The sequence below is a fragment of the Pseudoalteromonas sp. SCSIO 43201 genome, from assembly GCF_023716725.1.
Classification (GTDB): Bacteria; Pseudomonadota; Gammaproteobacteria; order Enterobacterales; family Alteromonadaceae; genus Pseudoalteromonas; species Pseudoalteromonas peptidolytica.
This window is the reverse complement of record NZ_CP072683.1, coordinates 1143619-1167850: the sequence shown is the minus strand read 5'-3', so window position 1 is coordinate 1167850 and position 24232 is coordinate 1143619. Positions and strand designations below refer to the sequence as shown.

Genomic DNA, 24232 nt, shown 5'->3' with positions numbered 1-24232 from the left:
AGCAAGCGCCTGCCCATAGGCGCTTTCGCTCCACTAAGGGCTGCATATGTTAGACAGTGTATTGTTAGTTGAAGATGATGAAGATATAGCTAGATTGCTTCAAGTTCATTTAGAAGAGCTGTCATTAACCGTCACCCATATCGCGGATGGTGTAGACGCTTTGAATATGGCAAAAAAGAAGCAACACGCAATATTTATGCTCGATTTAATGTTACCAAATATGGATGGACTCAGCTTGTGTAGAGAACTTAAATCTTTGTACCCAATGAGTAGCGTGATTATTGTTACCTCGAAAAGCAGTGAAATAGACAAAATCATTGGGTTAGAAGTCGGAGCCGATGACTACATTTGTAAACCATTCAACAGCCGAGAACTTCAAGCTAGAGTAAAAGCCCAATTGAGACATGTACGTCAATTAAATGATAAAAGCTCTATTCCCACCTCTTCAGATGATAAAATTCAAGTTGGCGCGCTAACTATCGATACCGATTGTCATGAAATCTTACTTGGTGACATAAAGCTAGAGCTCACAGCGACTGAGTTTGAGCTATTACAGTTTTTTGCTAAACATCCTAATCATGTGTTTTCGCGATCTCAATTACTTGAGTCCGTTTGGGGCTATCAACACTCAGGGTATGAGCATACTGTTAATTCACACATTAATCGCCTACGCGCAAAGCTAGATCCCATTTCCAATCATATTGTCATAGAGACCGTATGGGGCGTCGGATATAAGCTGAACGCAAGCTCCCTTCAAGGAGTGAACGCATGAGACTCACATTATATAAAAAGCTAGCAGCCATGCTATTTGTCACATTTTTACTGATTTGCATGCTTTTTATATGGTGGACTCAAGCATTATCACAAGTATCAAAATCGCAGGCCGAGCAACAGCTTCACTTATCTTTAGCTCAACATTTAGTTGCGGATAACCCACTTATCAGGGAAGGGGTTTATGACTATGAAGGGCTAAGCAACTTGTTCCATACGCTGATGATCTTAGGGCCTGCCTTTGAACTCTACTTTGTATCTCCAGAGGGAAACTTGCTCACATACAGTGCAGAGCCAGGAGAAATCAAACGAGAGAAGATTGATATCACCCCACTACAGCAGTTACTTAACACAAACAATACGCTACCAATTTTAGGTGACGACCCAAGAAGTACACATGGCAGTAAAATTTTCTCTGTAGCACCTGTTACTAACAAAGATATACTTCAAGGCTATTTATACATCATTATTGGATCTTCAAAATACAACAACATCATTGAGCAACTGAAAAGCTCCGAAAAGGTCATGCTTGGCACATTATGGTTACTTGGCACCTTATTACTCCTCCTTGCAATAGCCTTATTTTTACTCAACAAGATAACCAATCCGATTGCTCGTCTTACTAGGTATATTGACAGAGTGAGTCAAAACCAATTTGACATCAGCCCCGATGCGCAAATCAATTGGCCTGCAAAAAATGACGAGATACACCGACTAGGGCGAAGTGTGAATGCGATGCTGGATAAAATCCAATATCAACTAACCACATTGAACGATAAAAATGAACAACGTAAGAAATTTCTATCTCAGCTTAGTCATGATCTACGCACTCCTTTAGCATCGCTAAAAGGCTATATAGAGCTCACAGAAAAGCAAACCACAGATAAAACCATTATGGAAAACCTTAAAGTTGCCAGTAAAAATATCAATCAACTAAATCACCTCATTGACCAAATCTTTGAACTTGCTCATCTAGAAGCTGGGCATGCAAAAATGAATATAGAAACTTTTAATTTACTGGAGGTTATTTATGACGTTGCTGCAAAATTCAAATTAAAAGCTGAGGCTAACCAATTACAGATAGTCATATCCCCTATTCAAAGTACTATGGCTATTACCAGTGATATAGGTAAATTGGACCGAGTTCTGTCAAACTTAATTGATAATGCAATAAGGCACACAAAAGCGGGGGGGAAAATTAGCTTGATACTAGAAGAGCATGAAGGTTATGCACATGTCAAAGTTAATGATACGGGCATAGGGATCAGTGAGATGGATCTACAACATATTTTTGATGCCAGTTTTCAAGGCAAAAACAGCAATAGCAACCGCAAACACAATGCAGGTCTCGGTCTTGCGATAACCAGTGAGCTAATCAGAATACTGAAAGGTCGGATCAGTGTAGCAAGCATGATCAATGAAGGTACCCAATTCAAAATCATTTTGCCTTTAAATAAGTGAATAAAGTTTGTGATCAATCTTTATGGTTTGGTACTTTCTACTTAAGATAACCTCTCGGTATACCTTCGATATAAATATTTCTGGCTTTCTACTTAAGTAAACTATATTTTAACTAAAAGTAAAAATTATACTTCATTGATTTGTAATACAATACGGAAAGTTTACTATGCCAATAGTCTCAATGCGTAACTTTATGAACCACGTTGGAACCGCCAATGATGGCTTTCGCCAGAGTGCCTCCTCTCTTAACAATATCATTCTCCTGCTAGGTGGTAATGCGCAGAACAGCCCAAATAATCGAAATATCAATAATCGAACGGCCGAAAATATAGAGGGTGAGATACACAGCCTGCCAGTAGATAAACTTCTAAAATACCAAACAGCATTAGTTTACTTAGGCAACGCATTAAATATCGACAGCTTTGCCCGCCCAACGAATTACAATATGGCTTTTCATGATTTTGAATTACAATGGTATCAATTTCGAGATCCCACTCATGGTATGATAAGAATTGATAACGCACGGTATATTTTTAAACATCAATTCACATTTGATAGTACCAATGGTGATGTGAACACCTTTACACACTGCCTAACAAGGGAGCATGTATGGTATCCAACCGCTAGGGCTTATGACCCTCCTTTTAACCAATTATTAAGTAGAGTACCTCAAAGCTTTTTTATGCCACCAAATGGCTCTCAAAGCGCCTCGGTCACTGACGACCACTCAACATTTAACCCTGATTATATTGTCAGGCGCCCCCTTACTATGGGAAGAACCATTGATATCCGTCAGCGCTATCAATACAGACAACCAGGACGACAGTGGCAGAATATTCCAGGTGCTTCATATATTTTGAAAAAGGGTGTCCGCTGGGGTGTTGGTGGTGATCCGTGCTTTTTCTTCTCTAAAGAAAACTATGCTCCAGAAAACCCCAAGGCATTTCACTTTGAGGTAGAAATCGCGCTAGGGAATGCACCACTGGCTACTTTTAATAGACTCCCATCACGAGGAGCTACATCCCATAATTCTATGAACAGGCAACGGGAGATAAGGGTGATAGCTGACGGATCATAGCTATCGTTACATTACTCATGCCTATTGCATTAAATAAATGATCTATTTTGCAATGAAAAACACTTATCACAAACGGATCAATTCTATCGAGAGTCATAAGCTGTAAGGGCTCTCGAGCAATAATCCCCCCCAGAAACCATCGACGGGTAAACCGCCTCCTACCAGTGCTGCACCTTGTTGATATTGTTGTGGGAGCGAGTTTACCTCACGAGGTCTTGATTTATTTTCAAATCACACATAGCAAAAAACCCGGTGCATTACTGCAACGGGTTTGACGCACTTGGGTGTACTAATGTCGATTAGGTTAATAGACGAATGCTGTTAATCGACCTTTAATAAGGCCCTGATCGCTACAAAGTAGGATATTTTTATTCTTTTTTGAAGCCCAACAGCTCGGCGGGTAAACCGCCTCCTACCAGTGCTGCACTTTGTTGAGTTCGTGGTAGGAGCGAGTTTACCTCGCGAGGTGTTGATTTATTTTCAAATCCCACATAGCAAAAAACCCGGTGCATTACTGCAACGGGTTTGACGCACTTGGATGTACTAATGTCGATTAGGTTAATGGATGAATGCTGTTAATCGACCTTTAAAGGCCCTGCTCGCTACAAAGTAGGATGTTTTTATTCTTTTTTGAAGCCCAACAGCTCGGCGGGTAAACCGCCTCCTACCAGTGCTGCACTTTGTTGATGTCGTGGTGGGAGCGAGTTTACCTCACGAGGTGTTGATTTATTTTCAAATCACACATAGCAAAAAACCCGCTGTATTGCTGCAACGGGTTTGACGCACTTGGATGTACTAATGTCGATTAGGTTAATGGATGAATGCTGTTAATCGACCTTTAATAAGGCCCTGCTCGCTACGAAGTTGGATGTTTTTATTCTTTTTGTTTGAAGCCCAAAAGCTCGGCGAGTAAACCGCCTCCAGCAAGTGCAGCACTTTGTTGATGTCGTGGTAGGAGCGAGTTTACCTCGCGAGGTGTTGATTTATTTTCAAATCCCACATAGCAAAAAACCCGGTACATTACTGCAACGGGTTTCTCTAATAAGGCCCTGACGATGTTCTACTTTCACATGGGAAGCCCACACTATCATCGACGCTGTTTTGTTTCACTTCTGAGTTCGGCATGGGGTCAGGTGGTTCCAAAACGCTATAGTCATCAGGAAAATTCTTTTTTTAGTTTTTGTTTTTATATAAAATTTGGCCCTGGCGATGTTCTACTTTCACATGGGAAGCCCACACTATCATCGACGCTGTTTTGTTTCACTTCTGAGTTCGGCATGGGGTCAGGTGGTTCCAAAACGCTATAGTCACCAGGAAATCTGGGTGCAAATGTTTAATGACATCGTGCCTCGCACGAGCATTCCATTTGCGCAAGGTGAACCGATTTCGCTATATCGCTGAGGTTGGTCACCTTGTTTAATTCTTAAATCTAGAAAAGCTATTAAATTCTTTTGTCTACTTTAGTCTATTAACTTCTGTCGCTAAACCACTTTGGCGTTGTATGGTTAAGCCTCACGGGTAATTAGTACGAGTTAGCTTAATGCCTCACAGCACTTCCACATCTCGCCTATCAACGTTGTAGTCTTCAACGGCCCTTCAGTTGACTCTAAGTCAAAGTGAGAACTCATCTCGAGGCTCGCTTCCCGCTTAGATGCTTTCAGCGGTTATCGATTCCGAACGTAGCTACCGGGCAATGCAATTGGCATCACAACCCGAACACCAGCGGTTCGTCCACTCCGGTCCTCTCGTACTAGGAGCAGCCCCTCTCAATTCTCAAACGCCCACGGCAGATAGGGACCGAACTGTCTCACGACGTTCTAAACCCAGCTCGCGTACCACTTTAAATGGCGAACAGCCATACCCTTGGGACCGACTTCAGCCCCAGGATGTGATGAGCCGACATCGAGGTGCCAAACACCGCCGTCGATATGAACTCTTGGGCGGTATCAGCCTGTTATCCCCGGAGTACCTTTTATCCGTTGAGCGATGGCCCTTCCATTCAGAACCACCGGATCACTATGACCTACTTTCGTACCTGCTCGACGTGTCTGTCTCGCAGTTAAGCTTGCTTCTACCATTACACTAACCGTACGATGTCCGACCGTACTTAGCAAACCTTCGTGCTCCTCCGTTACTCTTTGGGAGGAGACCGCCCCAGTCAAACTACCCACCAGGCACTGTCCTCAACCCCGATTCAGGGGCCTAAGTTAGAACATCAACACTACAAGGGTGGTATTTCAAGGTCGGCTCCACACAAACTAGCGTCTGCGCTTCAAAGCCTCCCACCTATCCTACACATGTAGGGTCAATGTTCAGTGCCAAGCTGTAGTAAAGGTTCACGGGGTCTTTCCGTCTAGCCGCGGGTACACAGCATCTTCACTGCGATTTCAATTTCACTGAGTCTCGGGTGGAGACAGCGTGGCCATGGTTACACCATTCGTGCAGGTCGGAACTTACCCGACAAGGAATTTCGCTACCTTAGGACCGTTATAGTTACGGCCGCCGTTTACCGGGGCTTCGATCAAGAGCTTCGCCTAAGCTAACCCCATCAATTAACCTTCCGGCACCGGGCAGGTGTCACACCGTATACGTCATCTTACGATTTTGCACAGTGCTGTGTTTTTAATAAACAGTCCCAGCCACCTGGTCACTGCGGCTCTCGCCTGCTTACGACGCGAAGTCTTCACAAGTAAGAGCGTACCTTCTCCCGAAGTTACGGTACAATTTTGCCTAGTTCCTTCACCCGAGTTCTCTCAAGCGCCTTAGTATTCTCTACCTGACCACCTGTGTCGGTTTAGGGTACGATTCAGTATGAACTGAAGCTTAGAGGCTTTTCCTGGAAGTAGGGCATCAACAACTTCACCACCGTGGTGGCTCGTCTCGACTCTCAGCCTTAGCAACCCGGATTTTCCTAAGTCGCCAGCCTACAGCCTTTCACATGGACAACCAACGCCATGCTTGCCTAGCCTGCTCCGTCCCCCCATCGCATTCATACCAAGTACGGGAATATTAACCCGTTTCCCATCGACTACGCTCTTCAGCCTCGCCTTAGGGGTCGACTCACCCTACCCTGATTAACATGGGATAGGAACCCTTGGTCTTCCGGCGTGCGGGTTTTTCACCCGCATTATCGTTACTCATGTCAGCATTCGCACTTCTGATATGTCCAGCATGCCTCCCGGCACACCTTCAGCCACTTACAGAACGCTCCCCTACCCCGCATACTTACGTACGCAGCCGTAGCTTCGGTGGTATGTTTAGCCCCGTTACATCTTCCGCGCAGGCCGACTCGACTAGTGAGCTATTACGCTTTCTTTAAAGGGTGGCTGCTTCTAAGCCAACCTCCTAGCTGTTTTAGCCTTCCCACATCGTTTCCCACTTAACATACACTTTGGGACCTTAGCTGACGGTCTGGGTTGTTTCCCTCTCCACGACGGACGTTAGCACCCGCCGTGTGTCTCCCGGATAGTACTTTACGGTATTCGGAGTTTGCAAAGGGTTGGTAAGTCGGGATGACCCCCTAGCCTTAACAGTGCTCTACCCCCGTAAGTATTCGTCCGAGGCTCTACCTAAATAGATTTCGGGGAGAACCAGCTATCTCCCGGTTTGATTAGCCTTTCACTCCTAGCCACAGGTCATCCCCTAACTTTTCAACGTTAGTGGGTTCGGTCCTCCAGTCAGTGTTACCTGACCTTCAACCTGCCCATGGCTAGATCACCGGGTTTCGGGTCTATACCCTGCAACTTAAGCGCCCAGTTAAGACTCGCTTTCGCTACGGCTCCCCTAAATGGTTAACCTCGCTACAGAATATAAGTCGCTGACCCATTATACAAAAGGTACGCAGTCACCCAACAAGTAGGCTCCTACTGCTTGTACGTACACGGTTTCAGGTTCTATTTCACTCCCCTCACAGGGGTTCTTTTCGCCTTTCCCTCACGGTACTGGTTCACTATCGGTCAGTTGGGAGTATTTAGCCTTGGAGGATGGTCCCCCCATATTCAGTCAAAGTTTCACGTGCTCCGACCTACTCGATTTCACTTTGGATAAGTTGTCGTGTACGGGACTATCACCCTGTTTCGTCATGCTTTCCAGCATGTTCCACTAACTACACTAAAGCTTAAGGGCTGCTCCGATTTCGCTCGCCGCTACTTTCGGAATCTCGGTTGATTTCTTTTCCTACGGGTACTTAGATGTTTCAGTTCTCCGCGTTCGCCTCGTTAACCTATGTATTCAGTTAACGATACCTGCAAGCAGGTGGGTTTCCCCATTCGGAAATCCTAGTCTCAAGCGCCTCTTACTGGCTTGACTAGGCTTATCGCAAGTTAGTACGTCCTTCATCGCCTCCAACTGCCAAGGCATCCACCGTGTACGCTTAGTCACTTAACCATACAACCCAAAATAGTTTTAAGTTGTACTGCTAAAGACAGTTTAACTTCGCCAGAAGTTAATATTGAATACTAAAGTAGACGCTAATTAATCAAACAAATGATTAATCGGCATTTTCTTTCGAAAACTCGATAAATAACTTTACGTTATCTATCAGAATTTAATTTTTCAGCTTTTCCAAATTTTTAAAGAGCAAATATTACTTAGCCATCAGGCCAAGCAACAATCATCTGTGTGGACACTTCGAACAAATAAGTTCTAAATCGTATAAGGAGGTGATCCAGCCCCAGGTTCCCCTAGGGCTACCTTGTTACGACTTCACCCCAGTCATGAATCACTCCGTGGTGAACGTCCCCCCGAAGGTTAGACTATCCACTTCTGGAGCAACCCACTCCCATGGTGTGACGGGCGGTGTGTACAAGGCCCGGGAACGTATTCACCGCGACATTCTGATTCGCGATTACTAGCGATTCCGACTTCATGGAGTCGAGTTGCAGACTCCAATCCGGACTACGACAGGCTTTAAGGGATTCGCTCACTATCGCTAGCTCGCTGCTCTCTGTACCTGCCATTGTAGCACGTGTGTAGCCCTACACGTAAGGGCCATGATGACTTGACGTCGTCCCCACCTTCCTCCGGTTTATCACCGGCAGTCTCCTTAGAGTTCCCGACCGAATCGCTGGCAACTAAGGATAGGGGTTGCGCTCGTTGCGGGACTTAACCCAACATCTCACAACACGAGCTGACGACAGCCATGCAGCACCTGTATCAGAGCTCCCGAAGGCACCAAACCATCTCTGGTAAGTTCTCTGTATGTCAAGTGTAGGTAAGGTTCTTCGCGTTGCATCGAATTAAACCACATGCTCCACCGCTTGTGCGGGCCCCCGTCAATTCATTTGAGTTTTAACCTTGCGGCCGTACTCCCCAGGCGGTCTACTTAATGCGTTAGCTTTGGAAAAGTTGTCCGAAGACCCCAGCTCCTAGTAGACATCGTTTACGGCGTGGACTACCAGGGTATCTAATCCTGTTTGCTCCCCACGCTTTCGTACATGAGCGTCAGTGTTGACCCAGGTGGCTGCCTTCGCCATCGGTATTCCTTCAGATCTCTACGCATTTCACCGCTACACCTGAAATTCTACCACCCTCTATCACACTCTAGTTTGCCAGTTCGAAATGCAGTTCCCAGGTTAAGCCCGGGGCTTTCACATCTCGCTTAACAAACCGCCTGCGTACGCTTTACGCCCAGTAATTCCGATTAACGCTCGCACCCTCCGTATTACCGCGGCTGCTGGCACGGAGTTAGCCGGTGCTTCTTCTGTCAGTAACGTCACAGCTAGCAGGTATTAACTACTAACCTTTCCTCCTGACTGAAAGTGCTTTACAACCCTAAGGCCTTCTTCACACACGCGGCATGGCTGCATCAGGCTTGCGCCCATTGTGCAATATTCCCCACTGCTGCCTCCCGTAGGAGTCTGGACCGTGTCTCAGTTCCAGTGTGGCTGATCATCCTCTCAAACCAGCTAGGGATCGTCGCCTTGGTGAGCCGTTACCTCACCAACTAGCTAATCCCACTTGGGCCAATCTAAAGGCGAGAGCCGAAGCCCCCTTTGGTCCGTAGACATTATGCGGTATTAGCCATCGTTTCCAATGGTTGTCCCCCACCTCAAGGCATGTTCCCAAGCATTACTCACCCGTCCGCCGCTCGTCATCTTCTAGCAAGCTAGAAATGTTACCGCTCGACTTGCATGTGTTAGGCCTGCCGCCAGCGTTCAATCTGAGCCATGATCAAACTCTTCAATTAAAAGTTTTTTTTTGAAACCTAAGTTTCATGCTCATTGAATTCTGATTTTGATACCTTTCGGCATCGAATTGACTGTGCTGAATAAACTATGTTTATTCTGTTGGTCACTCAGCTCAATTGAGACTCTAAATTTGTTTGCGTCATCTAGCGAACTAGACTCTGCTGTTAGAACTCAATCTGTACGAGTGCCCACACAGATGATTGCTTCATATTGTTAAAGAACAGTTCCGGTTACCCGGTGCGATGACTCATCACCACTGCGCCGTTAGCGCTGAGGGTTGTGCATTCTAAGCATTTCCCACTTGTTGTCAACACTTAATTTTGATTTTCTTTCGAAGTATTCAAACTCAAGTTTTATTTGACTCCCGACTCGTTGGCTCGTTGCTTTTCAGCGTTGCTCCCCGTGTCGGTGGATGCGCATTATAGGGAGATCCGATTTAAGTGCAACCCTTTTTTTAAAGAAAATTGCAAAAAAACCGCCACTCGAACAAAAAACACACAAAACCTATTAAAATCCATACTAATGAAATGTTTCCTTCATAAAACTGTCACCCATTTCTTTAGAGGGATCATAAGTATTGATCAAATTTGCTAGGATGCAAGATACAACTGAACAATTTTTCAGCTGTATCTCAAGACTCGATTAGCTTCGCTTTTTAGTACAGGAGGCTATATAGTTTTCGACGGTACTGTGAAGCAACACTATCGCCATCTGGAAGTGAAGCGATAATGTCTAAAAACCCCTTTTTTGCTTCACCAAAGTTCATGTCTTTCTTAAGTACCACCAGTAAACTTGCCAATGCCTCTTCTGTTTTACCTACATCTAGCTGAGCTTGAGCTAACTGGCAACGTAAGTCCAAAGATTCTGGTTCAGCCACCAATGCTTGCTCTAGGCGTCTTACCTCTGGTGAATCCTGTGCTGCCGTAGCTTGCGCTAGTTTGGCAACTAAATTGTGGTAATAAGGGTCTCGTTCTTCGTCATTAATGGAATCTAACAGAGCCTGCGCTTCATCAAATTTTTTAATTTGTATGCAGATATCGGAAAACACCAATTTGACTCGAGTATTTCTACTATCGATGTCATACGCTTTTTTCGCATACACAAAGGCATTGTTTAGATCATCTTCTGCTAAAAATTGCTTAGCTTGGTCTAGTAATATTAGTTCAGGCGATGGTAAGTGAGCCGACAACGCTTCTTTTATTTCTTCTTCAGTTTTTACACCTGGTAACATATCGACCGGTGCTCCACCTTTTAAAACCACGATGGTAGGTAAAGCTTGTAAGCCAATTTGTTGAGCAAGCTGAGAGGCTAGAGCTTGCTGAACATCACAATCAATAACACCAATCGTGATATGCTCACTATATGTCGCAGCAATCCCCTCTAATATTTGGTCCTGCTGAACACATTCGGGATTTTGGCCACTATAAAATGTCAACAGTAGCACTTTCTCAGGGTTTGGGTCTGTTATTACTTGCTGAATATTTTCAGGGGTAAGTTGGATTTTATTGCTCATGCTCTGTTATCTGTATAAATAGTCAATATGGTTGATATAGTGGCAATATCTGAATTTACAACTACGAGCATAAACAATTATGTAGAGCTTGGCTTTCTCTTTCGAGTAAATTTCCTCTTTTTTCCTCCGCGCTTTTTCAATGCCATTGTCGGTACTTCTTTTAGCGCAGTTATATTTATAGACTGAGCACTATTAATAAAAACACTCAGCTCGTCACGAAGTGGCTGCATAAATTGGTTATAGGAGGTTTCTTTGTTGGCAATCTTTCCAAGCAATGATTCCCAAAGCGCAGTCCTATCTGGTAATGAGAGCGACTCTGGTAAAGTTTGAATAAATGCTTTGCCAAGCGCCGTAGAGTATATCGTTTTACCGTCTCGTCGCAGAAACTGCCTTTTAAATAATAACTCAATGATCCCAGCTCGAGTTGCTTCTGTTCCAAGTCCATCCGTATCTTTCAATACCTTTTTAATTGATTGATCAGATACAAACCGTGCAATGCCTGTCATTGCACCAAGTAGACTTGCTTCAGTGTAATGTTTTGGCGGCTGAGTTTGCTTCTCTTTCACCTCTCCTTTGTCACATAGTAGCGGCTCCCCTATTTGCAACTCTGGTAAAAGACTTTCCTTCTCTGTTTCTGGTTTTTTATATAGAACTTTAAAACCTTTATCTATTACTTGCTTGGCTTGTGCTTTGAATTGGCCTCCACCGATCTCTAATTCAACCTGAGTTTCATTGTAGCGATATGGGTGAAAGAATTGTGCTAAGTATTGTACCGAGATAAGTTGATAAACTTGCAGTTCTTGATAACCAAGCTGCGCACTGCGAAGCTTTTTAGTAGTTGGAATGATCGCGTGATGCGCTTCGACTTTTTTATCATTCCAGCACGCTCCTTTTTGGCTCATGTCTGCTAACTTAACGTATTTGCTTTCCAACCCCTGATTATGTTCTGCCGCGCAAACCACTTGCTCTCTTTCAGCAAAGTGCTCTTTTGGTAGATAACGGTTATCTGATCTGGGGTATGTGATCAGTTTATGTTTCTCATAGAGTGTTTGACAAATATCCAGCACTTGCTGAGCAGATAAACCATAGCGTTTATTTGCATCAATCTGTAAAGAAGAAAGGTTGTAGGGTAATGGTGGATTTATCTTTTTGGGTTTTGTTTCAACTTGCTTTACCGTTGCTTGCTTTTTATTGATCCGAGCAGCGACATTTTCGGCCAAAGCTTTTACCAAGACACGTCCATCTTCATCCATATAAGGCTTACATGCTTCACTTGGCACCCACTTAGCTTCAAAAACTCCCCAATCCGGTTTATTGATGTGTGCGATCACTTCATAAAAGGGTTTAGATACAAAGCTCTCAATTTCGAGATCCCTTCTAACAACCAAGCCGAGTACCGGAGTTTGCACTCTACCAACCGACAAAACAGTATTCACACCCGCTTTTTGCCCAGCCAACGTAAATGCTCTGGTTAGATTCATACCAAAGAGCCAATCGGCTCGAGCTCTTGCAAGCGCAGACACACTTAAAGGGATAAATTCTTGGTTGGAACGTGTTGAGGCCAGTGCCTTTTTCACGGCTTGTGGATTCAAGTCACTGATCAACAAGCGTTGAATCGTTGCTCTTTTTTGCTCTGGCAGCGATACGTATTGAAATACTTCGTCTACAAGCAACTGCCCTTCTCTATCGGGATCTCCTGCATGATATATTTCGTCAGCTTTTGTGAGTAATCGTTTTAATGTAGTAAGCTGCTTTTTTGTTTTAGCTTTTGCTTTAAACTGCCATTGCGCTGGCATGATTGGTAGATCATGAAACTGCCACTTTTTATACTTAGCGTCATAATCTTCAGGCTCAGCTTGCTCAAGTAAGTGGCCAATACACCAAGAAACCACATCACCGTTGGCAAGCTCTATGTATCCATCTTGTTTTTTGTGAGGTTTTGGCAAAACATCTGCAATTGCTCTGCCTAAGGAAGGTTTTTCAGCGATATATAGTTTCATGATTATATTAACTGTATATAGATACAGTTAATATAATCAATTTTTTCGAGAAAGGCCATAACTATCAAGTGACTGCTACAACCTTCCACGATTAGCTTTACTTAAGTTCTCAACAAGTTCAACTGCTTATGCTTTTGCTCAACTATTTGTGTCATAGAACTTGCAGCTAGCTCTACTTCATCCGCAAATTGAGATAGCTCTGCCGCCGCATCTGAGATCCCTGTGGTATTTGTGTTAATTTCCTCCGTAACCATACTTTGCTCCTCTGCTGCTGTCGCTATCTGAGTTACTTCGTTAGAAATGCTGGTAAGCTCTCCTACTAGTGTGCTCATTAACCGCGCTGACTCTTGGCAGTAACTCACTGCGTCTTCGCCTAATTTTACAGAGCTTTCAATTATTCGACCGGAATTTGCAACTTCGCTTTGCAAGTTATCTATAAGCTTACTTATATCATCTGTTGACGCTTGAGTTTTCGATGCCAAAGCTCTAACTTCATCAGCAACAACCGCAAAGCCACGCCCCTGCTCTCCTGCTCTCGCGGCTTCAATTGCCGCATTCAAAGCAAGCAAGTTAGTTTGTTCAGCGATTGCTCTGATCACTTCGAGTATTTTTGAAATATCATCGCTACGTTCCGATACTTTAACCACAGCTTGTTTTGCATCAATAACTTGATCCGCCATTGATTGTACGGTTTCAGTCGTTTTAATAATGCTTTGCTCGCTTTGTTGAACTTGGTCTGCCGCTTGGTTAGTACTGGCTGCCGCCTTCTCGGACGCCCTTGCGACCTCTGAGGCTGTCGCACTTAATTCGTTAATCGCGGTTACAACGCTGTCGATTTCTAAATGCTGATTCGCGACTTTATTTTTGATATTAATAGCAGCTTCTGTAGTGCGATGAGACTGTTCATAAGAAGACTCCGCAAGCCCTTTAAGATCATCAATCATATTTCTGAGCTTTTCGGTAAAGCGATTAAAGCCTTGAGCTAATGCGATAAGCTCTGCATGATGGCTCACTTCTAATTCGTGCGTTAGATCTCCCTCGCTAGATGCTAAGTTCTCTACCCGTTTTTGAATATGAGTCAAAGGACCAATAATCGTGTTAACCAATACAAATGCAATCGCGATCCCTATTGCTGCGATCACCACTCCAATTGTCAGCATCCAGCGTCCTACAGAGTTAGCTGACTCCTCTAATTGACTTTGCAAAGTAGTAGCAGACTCGAGTGCTATCGCTTTTGGTAATTCAATGACCAAAGACCAGGTTGTATTAGGTAACTTGATATTGATTGGCACGGATACAACCAAGTCATTCTCTAAATCTTCAATACCAGATCCTTTGTGTAGCGACTGTAAAACGTCAGCGCGCTCGGTAGTTGTTGACTCGGCCAGTGGACGTGCAAGCTTGTCATAATGACTGGATCCGACCACAAGACCTAAATCACTCAGCAAGGTTACTTTAGCTGCTCCCGAATAAAGCGACTCAGATAGCTCGTCAACCAGCGTCTGGAAAATAGGCAAATTAACATCCACGCCGACCAAGCCTTTAAATTGACGATTAACAACAACAGGGACTGTAAGCGAGGTCATTAGCATCTCATTGCCCGCTGATATTTCATATAAATATGGCTCCATGATACATGGCGCCACTTTATCTTTTGCACAGAGATACCACTCAGCTTCACGCAAACCAAATTCGTTGATGTTATCAAGGTACTTTGCTTCAGCTGACTCAACTTTTTGTTGCACAGGTCCTGTAGATTCTTGTGTAAAATAAAGCTCCAATGTTCCGGATTTAACGACTGAATGTGAAGCGCCTTCCGTAAAGCGAGTATCATCACCGTCATAACCGTTCGGCTCAAATTGTGCGTACATGGAAGAGACGAACCTATTTTGCTCTAGTGCACCAAATACCACTTCTTGAACTTGCTCTCGACTCAGTGGGTTTTCCTTGGAAGTATGGGACAATATCCCAGCCAAAGTATAGGGTACTCTATAGGCTTCATTAACAAACCCTGATACCCTTTGACCATATTGGTTGGCTTTTGCTACCAACCCTTGAGAAATTTCATCGTATATTGCTTGTTGAACTCCTTTGCTCTGCTTTGCATTTTCCTCCGCTAGATGAAACCACATCGTTGCCACTAATATAACAACTAAACTCGTTACTAATACTGTTACAAAAAATAAGAGTTTGTTTTTAATTGAAGCTTGTTTCATAACATTCCCAATTTTCAGCGTTTACATGCAAACAAATTGCACCATACATTCTTCTTAACTTGATAAAAATAGTTAACCTGAGCGCCGCACAATCAAAGCTTTCTAGTCGCCAGTTTTGTAAAAGCAATGAATTGAACATTTTTACCTGAACCACAAGTTACCCATATGTATTCTTATCGGCAAGTATGAAGTCTTGTTTAACTGTAGCAAAAAATTAATAACGCACCGAGAATTATGCAGCTAAAAATACTACTTATTTGAAAGTAACGTATTGACTAGTAAATAGAAGATACATTTGAAACTGCTAAAGTTTAGCGCAACGCCAAAGGAGAGAAGATAATTTATTTTAGTATGCTCGCCATGGCATTTAGACCAAGAGGCTCCTTTTCAAGCAGTCTCTTGGAGTAAATGCCATTGATAGAAGCTGGTGGATGCTAAAAGTAGTGCCTAAGCACTACTTTTTTATTTTATCCTTACCCGTTGTTTTTTCATTACTAGGTAATCTGTGATGAATGGCCGACTTTATCAACATATAGCCTGAAATAGGGGCAGTAAGTAGCAAGAATATAGAAATTAGAATTTCTTTCACACTAATACCATCCGATGTTGTACTAAAATATACCATTGCAGAGGTTAGTAAGCATGCCATCCCTAACGTTGTTGCTTTTGTCGGGCCATGAAGGCGCATAAAAAAGTCAGGCATCTTCACCAGTCCAATTGAACCGACCAGTACAAAGGAACCTCCAAGTAACAATAATATAGAAATAATCCACTCTGACATTCTGTTGCCGCTCCTATTCAATAATGTCGCCACGTAACAAGTATTTACATACAGCTACTGTGCTCACAAAACCCAACATTGCAATCAGCAAGGCCGCTTCAAAGTAAAGTGCGGTCCCCATACTCATGCCGTACAAAATAATCAATGCAATTGTATTGATATACATTGTATCAAGCGCCAAGATCCTATCGGGAATAGATGGCCCGACAACTAACCGCCAAAGGTTCAGTAATAGAGACACACCTATCATAGCGAAGACAATGAGAATTACCGTTTCTAACATTCAAAGATCTCCTTTAAAGGCTTTTCATAGCGCGATTTTATGGTGTCAATCAGTAACTGCTCATCTTTAAGATCAAGTACATGTATCAACAGGTACTTACGTTCTGAATGCTGTTTATCTCCCAGCGACTCAGGCCATGGATATACTTCTGCGCTTACGGTACCCGGCGTTAACGATACCGTGCTGGCTAAAATAGTGATGGGCATCGCTTGGTCAATGTCAAGCGGTACTAATACAAAGCCTGGCTGTAACTTTTTTGTTGGTCCTAAGATTTTTATCGCTACTTCTACATTTGCAGTGATAATGTCGTATAAAACCAGCAGCAAATGAGTAACTGCACGCCAAGGTCTTATTATTAACGGTTGTTTTGTTCTGAAGCGATAGGTGATTAGCGGGATAACTATCGCCAGTATGGTGCCCAAAATAATGTGTCCAGCTGAAACACTGTTATTCAGCAATAGCCACACCAAAAAGAGTAGCAAACTGCGAAACGGCGTAGGTAGCCATTTAAATCGAGCTTCTAATCGCATTTATTTCGCTCCTTTTAACACTGCATTTGTCATGCTAGAAAAGTCATGCAAAGAATTTGCTGCTGAGAGTGCATAGTCAGTCAACGACCCAGCAAAAATGACCATTAATGGAGCACAAGTGATAAGTACAAGCACTGCGACTATTTGCGCTGGATGCGCGTTTTCAGCAGAATGTGTATCCGCTTTACCTGTATGATGCCAAAACACTGTACTACCAGCTTTAGAGACACTGACCAAGACGGCCAAACTGACCAACAAGTACACTCCCCAGAACCAGTAGGTGTGACTCGATTCAAGCGTTGATTTTAAGATCCATACTTTGCCGATGAAGCCTGATAATGGTGGCATACCGATAACAGTAATTGCTGCGATAGCAAAGAAGATACCGAGCAACATGGGTTGAGATACAGGACGACCAGCGGTTATTCTATCTCCGACTTTCCCTCTTTGTTTGCCAATTAAATCGGCGATCAAAAAGAGTGCTGCTGACACTAAGGTTGAGTGCACCAGATAGTAAATTGCGGCGGCGCTACTATTTACTGATTGTACCGCCACTAATGCCACCAAAGTGCCGACAGACACTACTACCAAATTCGCTGACAATTTACGTAAATCTTGACTTGCAAGTACACCTATTCCACCCATGATTATCGTTGCTAATGCAAGCCACCACAGCCACTCTTGCGCCATGTGGCTTAACTCACCTGCCTGGTCTCCAAATACTAAGGTATAAACGCGCATCATCGAATATACGCCCACTTTTGTCATTATGGCGAACAGTGCTGCAACAACCGGCAATGCCGTGGCATAAGTATTAGGTAACCAGAGATGTAGCGGTAACAATGCACCTTTGAGAGCAAATACGACAAGTAGCAGAAGGCCGCCAATTTTTGCAAGATATACATCATCGCCCTGCAAGAAAGTGATTTTATATGCCATATCAGCCATGTTAAGCGTGCCCAGCACACCATACAAAATGCCTAAGGCAATCAAAAATACCGAAGAGCCAACTAAATTTAGAATAACATATTGTAACGAGGCGCGCGTATTGTGCTTGTCGCCTCCATGCATCAGCAAGGCATAGGAAGCAATCAACAAAATTTCAAAAAATACGAATAAATTGAATGCGTCACCAGTTAAAAACGCACCATTTACGCCCATCACTAAAAAATGCAGCAATGGATGGAAGAAGCTGCCCTTTTCATCATCTCCAGCACAGCTATATAGTGAGCAAACGAAACAAAGCAGCGCTGTTAAACTTACCAACAAAGCCGAGAGCTGATCTGCAACTAACACGATACCAAATGGGGCTTGCCAGTTGCCTATTGCATAAACTTGAATTCCAGTCTGATCCACATGCAGTAAAAGCGACACGCATACTGCAAATGTAACCAATGACATAATTACGGAAACTTTACGTCTAATGTCTACATTTTTTCCACAAGGAGGCATAAGCAGGATCACCCCTGCTAGCATTGGCAATAATACCGGTAAAGAGGTCAAATGTTGGATCATGCTTTACCCTTTTTCTCAGGAACAATGCCATTGACGTGGTCATTCCCCAAATCAGAACGCCCACGGATAGCTAAAATCACTACAAACGCAGTCATCGCAAAACCGATAACGATAGCCGTAAGCACTAAAGCTTGTGGTAATGGATCTGCATAATCACTACTGTAACCAAGCACAGCTGCCTTATTTAATGTTAACCGGCCTGATGCAAACAAGAATAAATTAACGGCATAGGACAACATCGTTAAGCCCAGTACCACAGGGAATGTTCTTGCTCTTAAAATTAAAAATACGCCGCAGGCAACTAACAGGCCTACGCACGATGCGTATAGCAATTCCATTATATATTCACCTCTTCTTTAGGCGCATTTGCCGTTACTTTTCCTAGGCTTGCCAAAATCATTAATGTTGCACCAACCACTGTTATGTAAACACCGAGGTCAAACGCAATCGCGCTGGCAAGTTCAGTTTTACCAACCAGAGGTATATCAAAATAATCAAACCAAGATGTTAAGAATGGGCGGTCAAAGAACCAACTCCCCACACCAGTTGCGAGTGAAATAGCGATACCCGTTGCGATAATCTTTCGATAATTCACATCAAAGCGCTCAGCTATCCAATTTGAGCCATGTGCAATGTACTGCAAAATAAAGGCTATTGCGGTAACAAGCCCTGCGATAAATCCACCACCAGGCAGGTTGTGGCCACGCAAGAAAATATAAACCGACACAAGTAACGCAAGCGGCAATAGGCTTTGTGAGATACTTGCTAGCAATAAAGGATACTTCTCTTTAGCCCAAGGCCTACCCTCACTATCGCTACCAGGCATAAATAGTGGAAGATTAATAAGCAATTTATAAATGCCAAGTGCCGCGATACCTAGTACTGTAATTTCGCCCAGCGTATCAAAACCACGGAAGTCCACTAAGATGACGTTAACAACATTCGTACCGCCACCGCCTACTTTCGCGTTTGCGATAAAGAACTCTGAAATACTATCCAGAGGCCTTGTGATCAACGCATAACTAATGCTCCCGATGATCACACCAATGGCTGAAGCTATCCCTAAATCACGTAACACCCGAATAGAGCTAGACTCTTTTGGCGTCCTTTGTGGTAAGAAGAATAACGCCAGCATTAGTAGAATTATAGTTACGACCTCTACTGTTAACTGAGTTAAGGCTAGATCAGGAGCTGAGAAACGCGTAAAGGCAACCGATACCATTAAACCAACGACAGAAATCATTAATAGTGCGACCATACGAGTACGGTGCCAAATCACGGTTCCTATCGCACCAATCATTAATAACCCTGCACCAATCGCATTGTGAACATCAATGGGCGTTGGCTCCATATTTCCAACCAGCTGCGACATTTCAAATAATGGCCAACCAGCACTTACTAGCACTACAATGAACATCAGCATTAAGTAACGCTGAAGTGAGCCATTTTCAATTGCGTTGATGCGTGCACGGCTCCATGAAACAATATTGTACATGGTACGCTCAAAGACTTTTTTGGCATTCATCGGTGGCAGTGAAGCTTGGAATTGAAATAGATATTTACGTTGTGTGTAAATGAATAAGCCACCGCAAACAGCTAAACCACTCATTAATAAAGGCAGATTAAAACCATGCCAGATTGCAATCTCAAACACAGGCGCGGCTTCGCCAAGTACAGCACTTGATGCCGTTTTCAACATTCCGTCCACAACAAAATTTGGGAACATACCAACAATCAAGCACAATGCCACAAGTATTTCGATAGGAAAACGCATATACCTTGGCGCTTCATGTGGCTCTTTTGGTAAGTCAATAGGTTCACCGTTAAAGAAAACATCGTGAATAAACCGTGCTGAATATGCTACCGAAAACGCACCCGCAACTGTCGCCAAGATAGGTATCAACCAAGACATTGAACCAAGCAATTGCTGATGTAACGTTTCAGCAAAGAACATCTCTTTGGATAGGAAGCCATTCAATAAAGGAACTCCCGCCATAGCCGATGCCGCAACCATCGCCAACGTCGCAGTATATGGCATAAATCGCCACATACCATTGAGCTTACGCATATCACGAGTACCAGTCTCGTGATCGATGATTCCGGTAGCCATAAATAGCGATGCTTTAAATGTCGCGTGATTAATGATGTGGAATACCGCTGCAACTGTTGCAAGCTCAGTGTCTAAGCCGAGCAACAAAGTGATTAAGCCCAGGTGGCTAATCGTTGAAAACGCCAGAAGGCCTTTTAGATCATGTTTAAATAACGCAATATAGGCACCAACGAGCAGCGTTGCTAAGCCAGTTAAGCCTACGAGAATAAACCACAGCTCTGTACCCGCTAGCGCAGGATAAAAACGTGCTAGTAAGAATATACCAGCTTTTACCATAGTTGCAGAATGTAAATAGGCACTGACAGGTGTTGGCGCAGCCATCGCGTGTGGCAACCAAAAGTGAAATGGGAACTGCGCTGATTTTGTGAACGCACCGAGTAACACAAGGATCAAAGCAACTTCATACAAAGCATGTGATTGAATAAGCTCTCTGCTGGACAAGATAACATCAAGGTTATAGCTTCCAACAATATCACCGATGAGCATAAGGCCCGCAAGCAGTGCTAATCCGCCGCCGCCAGTAATCGCCAGTGCCATCTTCGCACCCTTACGCGCTTCAGATTTATGCCACCAATAGCTAATAAGTAAAAATGAGCTAATACTGGTAAGCTCCCAAAAGAGCCACAACTGCAACACATTATTGGACATTACAATACCAAGCATAGCTGTCATAAAGAGCATCAGATAAGCATACAGCTTGGGCATTGAGTCGTTGGCGCTTAGGTAATATCTGGCATAAAAGATAACCAGCATACCAATACCTAAGATCATAAAGACAAACAACAGTGCCAAGCCATCGAGTCTGAAGGCAATGTTGATATCGAGAAGCGGAACCCATTCGAATGTCGATCGAATAGTTTCTCCTGCAAAAACAGCAGGCGCATGGTCAATAGCGAGTAAAAGTGCCAATGCTGGCGCTACTAAGGTTATAGCAGTTGACTGATTACGAGAGAGCTTTCCCGTGAATGCAGAGATAAAACTGCCAATTAAGGATAGCAATGGTATCCAAAATAAAGTCATAGATGAAACCTTTTATTTGCGTCGTTATGGCTCGTTTCGGTTAACATGCTGATGCGCCCTCCAAGTTGGAGCAATCGGTACACGTTCACCACACGTACATGAACCCTGTTATACTTGATTAGTGTTTGAGTTGTCTAGGGTTTCACTTTCTAGCTGATGCTATTTTAGACAACCTTAACAAACTATTCAGAATAAATTCAAAATTATTCGGCAGAATTAACCGCTAAGTTATCTATGGAACGCTGTGAATTCAGCACTAAGAGCCATTTCTTGCGGTAGGTTTCATTTAATTTGATTGATTGATATTCAAGTAAAGAATGTACTTTAGATGGCTTGTATGACGGCAATTTACCATGCTCGCACGTGCGACTGGGCACCCAATTGTTTGGTGCTTGTTCACCAACGTAAAGATTTGGTGCCTTATGGCCTGAATTGGCGCATAACCATTTTGCCTTTTCAGTGGCGACAGGGTATTCATCCTCAAAACCGCTAAAGTGCATCAGCTCATGAATAAACGTGTTATAGGTACTATCAGGCGTTAAAGTCATCGTGTGATGACGTACATTAGCTAAACCATCACGAGCCATTAATACCAGATGGTCATAATGTGCAAAAGTATCGCTATTTTGCAATTTACATGTCGCAAAGCCGCGGTATTTCTCGCAGTTTAACTTTTCAGCAACATAAATCGGTCTTGATAGGCAATATACTCCCCTCTTTGGCTCTGGCCTTAGCTCGAAAGCACGCTTTAGCACCTGCAGATGATGCAGCCCCTTAAGATCACTGGCAATAAGTGCTAACGTAAACTGGCAAGATTGTGATCCCCATTGCATTTGAGAACTTAGTTGAAATGGCGCTAAAAGTGCACTTTGTGAAAATGAGCTAACTGGCTTACCGCGCCAAACTTGCAGCAAAGTAGTAAATTCCTCGCTCAATGTGTAACGAGTCGACAGCGCTTGTAATGTGTCAAAAGCCCCCTGCTTCACGATGTCGTGCAGCAGTGCCTGTCGTTGTGTTTGACTAAAACGCCCCCAAGCATCTAACAGAAAAAGCTCCGCTTTAATCATTTGACTAGCATCAAGTATTCTTTTAAGACGCTCAAATTCCCAATTAGGCTGCTGCAATCTCGCGATTGTGTTGAGTAATTTATCCGTTGCATGTTCTGGTGCGAGCTTGAACTTTGGGGCAATCTGAAAGTAGCGGGTGGGATTCGCCACTATGAGGCCAGATTGCTGCTCAGGCGACAGGTGTGCAAAGTTAGGGCTGCTAGAAACAAGCAGCCCTAATAAAATTGTTGATAGAAGAAAGTTAACTAGCGTCTTGTTCTTCATCTAAGCGAGCAAGCAAGTCAAGCTCTAAACGAGCATATTTATGCTCAACAAACTCAAAAACATTAGTCGCAAGCGCAAGTTTGAAATAATTAATGGCTGAAGCGGTATCTCCTGTCGCCTGAGCTTGCTTTGCCAAATAAAAATAGGCCTCACATAAACGTTGTGCGTATTCTTCTTGTGTACTTACACCTTCAGCAATTTGCGCCAAAAACTGTGGCTCAGACAAGGTGCCTAGATAAAGCTCCACGAGTTGAGAAGACCATTCATTTGGATCCAGTGACTCGCTATTCGCCGACAATGTTTGTTTTGCAAGCTCGGGATCCACTTGAGACTGAGCTAAGTACAACCACATTATCCGATATGCGTCTTTGGGCGCCCGTGCTAAAAATGCCTTAAAGTCTTGTACTGCTAATGCTGGTCTTTCGCCATAATATAGTGCAATACCTCGATTCAGGTAGGCGTACTCATGCTGTTCATCAAGCTCCAACACGGCATCAAACATTTCGTAGGCACGACCATAGTTTTGCTCTAACGTCTGGTGGATGCCCAAAAAGTTATACACCTCAGCCAAGTCAGGTTTAAGTTGCACCGCACGGTTAAAATCGATACGCGCAAGTGTCTGTAACCCTATGCTATCGTATAGCATACCCCTGTTATAAAGTAGCTGAGCACGCTGTTCTACCGCCATATCAGGCTGTAACAGTAGCTCGTTGAATCGAGCAATGGCAATTTCATTTCGAAAATTTGCCTGAAGTGGTACTGCAAGCGGAACATTTACAATGTTTTTAGTGGCCTCTGTCGGTGTGCTTTTACATCCAACCAGCCCTAATAGCATCAATGGCACAACTATATTCGCTAACTTCATTTCCTTCCTCATTCAATGGCATTCGCCCGTTTAGAGTTGCTATATCGGTTTGCTTAATTAAATTTTATATTTTAAAGCGATAAAATATTGCCAATAAAACCGCTTCCCAACTCAGCCAACGCCAAACTATCTTTGACCACATAAAAAAGCAATAGCGTTGCAACCTAATTACTCACTAAAAGCTCCTTTTACTCTGCTGACGTAAGCTCTCTCAAAATGAGCGAGTATTAAGCAAAATAGCATTACTAAATCACCAATATTACCTATTATACGATTTAGCTGTAACCTCTATAGACTAGGTAAAGTCTGTTTTGTTTCATTATTTTATATTAATTTGCTTAATTAAGTGAGCTATTTTGAGGTGCAAGAGCCATGTCGATAACATCGTTACCACCACTTATACCGGCAAGGTGCACTCATTATTATACCTATGATCTTAATTAAGAGGTCTATCTTGAGGCGAGAAAATCTCGTCAATCAGTAGGCAAAGATTTTGCTATTTAGTTGTTCTAAATAAGAATTTTTTAACGCTGTTAACATCATCTGCGCATAAAAAAAGGGGCCATTCAG

Annotated in this window: 14 protein-coding genes and 4 rRNA genes; 3 read left to right on the top strand and 15 right to left on the bottom strand. The window is 43.4% G+C overall.

The genetic code is table 11. The features are described 5' to 3' along the window. The first annotated feature begins 46 nt into the window (after positions 1-46). From J8Z24_RS04995 to J8Z24_RS04985, 3 genes are all read left to right on the top strand, one after another. Positions 47-772, top strand: coding sequence for a response regulator transcription factor (locus J8Z24_RS04995; protein WP_128732613.1), 726 nt, complete (start codon positions 47-49; stop codon positions 770-772). Then, entirely contained in the window at positions 769-2232 is a 1464-nt protein-coding gene (locus J8Z24_RS04990) for a sensor histidine kinase (protein WP_252095386.1), read from the top strand. Before J8Z24_RS04995 ends, J8Z24_RS04990 begins: the two co-directional genes overlap by 4 nt. A 166-nt stretch (positions 2233-2398) precedes the next feature. After that, positions 2399-3310, top strand: coding sequence for a hypothetical protein (locus J8Z24_RS04985; protein ID WP_147391334.1), 912 nt, complete (start codon positions 2399-2401; stop codon positions 3308-3310). A 1047-nt stretch (positions 3311-4357) separates the two neighbouring features. On the opposite strand, the gene rrf (J8Z24_RS04980) is transcribed toward J8Z24_RS04985, so the two are convergent. The 15 genes from rrf (J8Z24_RS04980) to nlpI form a co-directional block, all read right to left on the bottom strand. Next, positions 4358-4471: ribosomal RNA gene (rrf, locus tag J8Z24_RS04980) — 5S ribosomal RNA — on the bottom strand. 40 nt (positions 4472-4511) lie between these two features. Then, positions 4512-4625: ribosomal RNA gene (gene rrf / locus J8Z24_RS04975) — 5S ribosomal RNA — on the bottom strand. Between the two features lie 186 nt (positions 4626-4811). After that, positions 4812-7696 (bottom strand): 23S ribosomal RNA (locus J8Z24_RS04970). 268 nt (positions 7697-7964) lie between these two features. Continuing rightward, positions 7965-9497: ribosomal RNA gene (locus tag J8Z24_RS04965) — 16S ribosomal RNA — on the bottom strand. Together the 16S, 23S and 5S rRNA genes form the textbook arrangement of a ribosomal RNA operon. Before the next feature lie 656 nt (positions 9498-10153). Continuing rightward, positions 10154-11011 (bottom strand): tetratricopeptide repeat protein, encoded by an 858-nt coding sequence (locus J8Z24_RS04960; protein WP_125252170.1) that lies wholly within the window; start codon positions 11009-11011, stop codon positions 10154-10156. A gap of 77 nt (positions 11012-11088) precedes the next feature. Further along, positions 11089-13011, bottom strand: coding sequence for a DNA topoisomerase III (locus J8Z24_RS04955; protein WP_252095385.1), 1923 nt, complete (start codon positions 13009-13011; stop codon positions 11089-11091). A gap of 101 nt (positions 13012-13112) precedes the next feature. Beyond that, positions 13113-15227, bottom strand: coding sequence for a methyl-accepting chemotaxis protein (locus J8Z24_RS04950; RefSeq protein WP_176032948.1), 2115 nt, complete (start codon positions 15225-15227; stop codon positions 13113-13115). A gap of 454 nt (positions 15228-15681) precedes the next feature. Then, positions 15682-16008 (bottom strand): Na+/H+ antiporter subunit G, encoded by a 327-nt coding sequence (locus tag J8Z24_RS04945; protein ID WP_128732073.1) that lies wholly within the window; start codon positions 16006-16008, stop codon positions 15682-15684. 13 nt (positions 16009-16021) lie between these two features. Then, a complete protein-coding gene (locus J8Z24_RS04940) occupies positions 16022-16291 on the bottom strand; it encodes a K+/H+ antiporter subunit F (protein ID WP_010370838.1) in 270 nt (89 codons plus the stop codon). Then, the gene (locus J8Z24_RS04935; RefSeq protein WP_125252174.1) at positions 16285-16821 is read right to left on the bottom strand and encodes a Na+/H+ antiporter subunit E; all 537 of its coding nucleotides are present in this window, start codon (positions 16819-16821) and stop codon (positions 16285-16287) included. Before J8Z24_RS04935 ends, J8Z24_RS04940 begins: the two co-directional genes overlap by 7 nt. Further along, positions 16822-18336, bottom strand: coding sequence for a monovalent cation/H+ antiporter subunit D (locus J8Z24_RS04930; RefSeq protein ID WP_176032949.1), 1515 nt, complete (start codon positions 18334-18336; stop codon positions 16822-16824). Further along, complete coding sequence (locus J8Z24_RS04925) at positions 18333-18674, bottom strand: Na+/H+ antiporter subunit C (RefSeq protein ID WP_125252176.1); 342 nt, start codon at positions 18672-18674, stop codon at positions 18333-18335. Before J8Z24_RS04925 ends, J8Z24_RS04930 begins: the two co-directional genes overlap by 4 nt. Next, on the bottom strand, positions 18674-21466 hold the full coding sequence (locus J8Z24_RS04920; protein WP_125252177.1) for a monovalent cation/H+ antiporter subunit A: 2793 nt from the start codon (positions 21464-21466) through the stop codon (positions 18674-18676). The genes J8Z24_RS04925 and J8Z24_RS04920 overlap by 1 nt, the downstream gene beginning before the upstream one ends. Positions 21467-21669: 203 nt before the next feature. Continuing rightward, on the bottom strand, positions 21670-22797 hold the full coding sequence (locus J8Z24_RS04915) for a hypothetical protein (protein WP_252095384.1): 1128 nt from the start codon (positions 22795-22797) through the stop codon (positions 21670-21672). Continuing rightward, complete coding sequence (gene nlpI, locus J8Z24_RS04910; RefSeq protein ID WP_176032951.1) at positions 22775-23662, bottom strand: lipoprotein NlpI; 888 nt, start codon at positions 23660-23662, stop codon at positions 22775-22777. Before nlpI ends, J8Z24_RS04915 begins: the two co-directional genes overlap by 23 nt. Positions 23663-24232 lie beyond the last annotated feature (570 nt).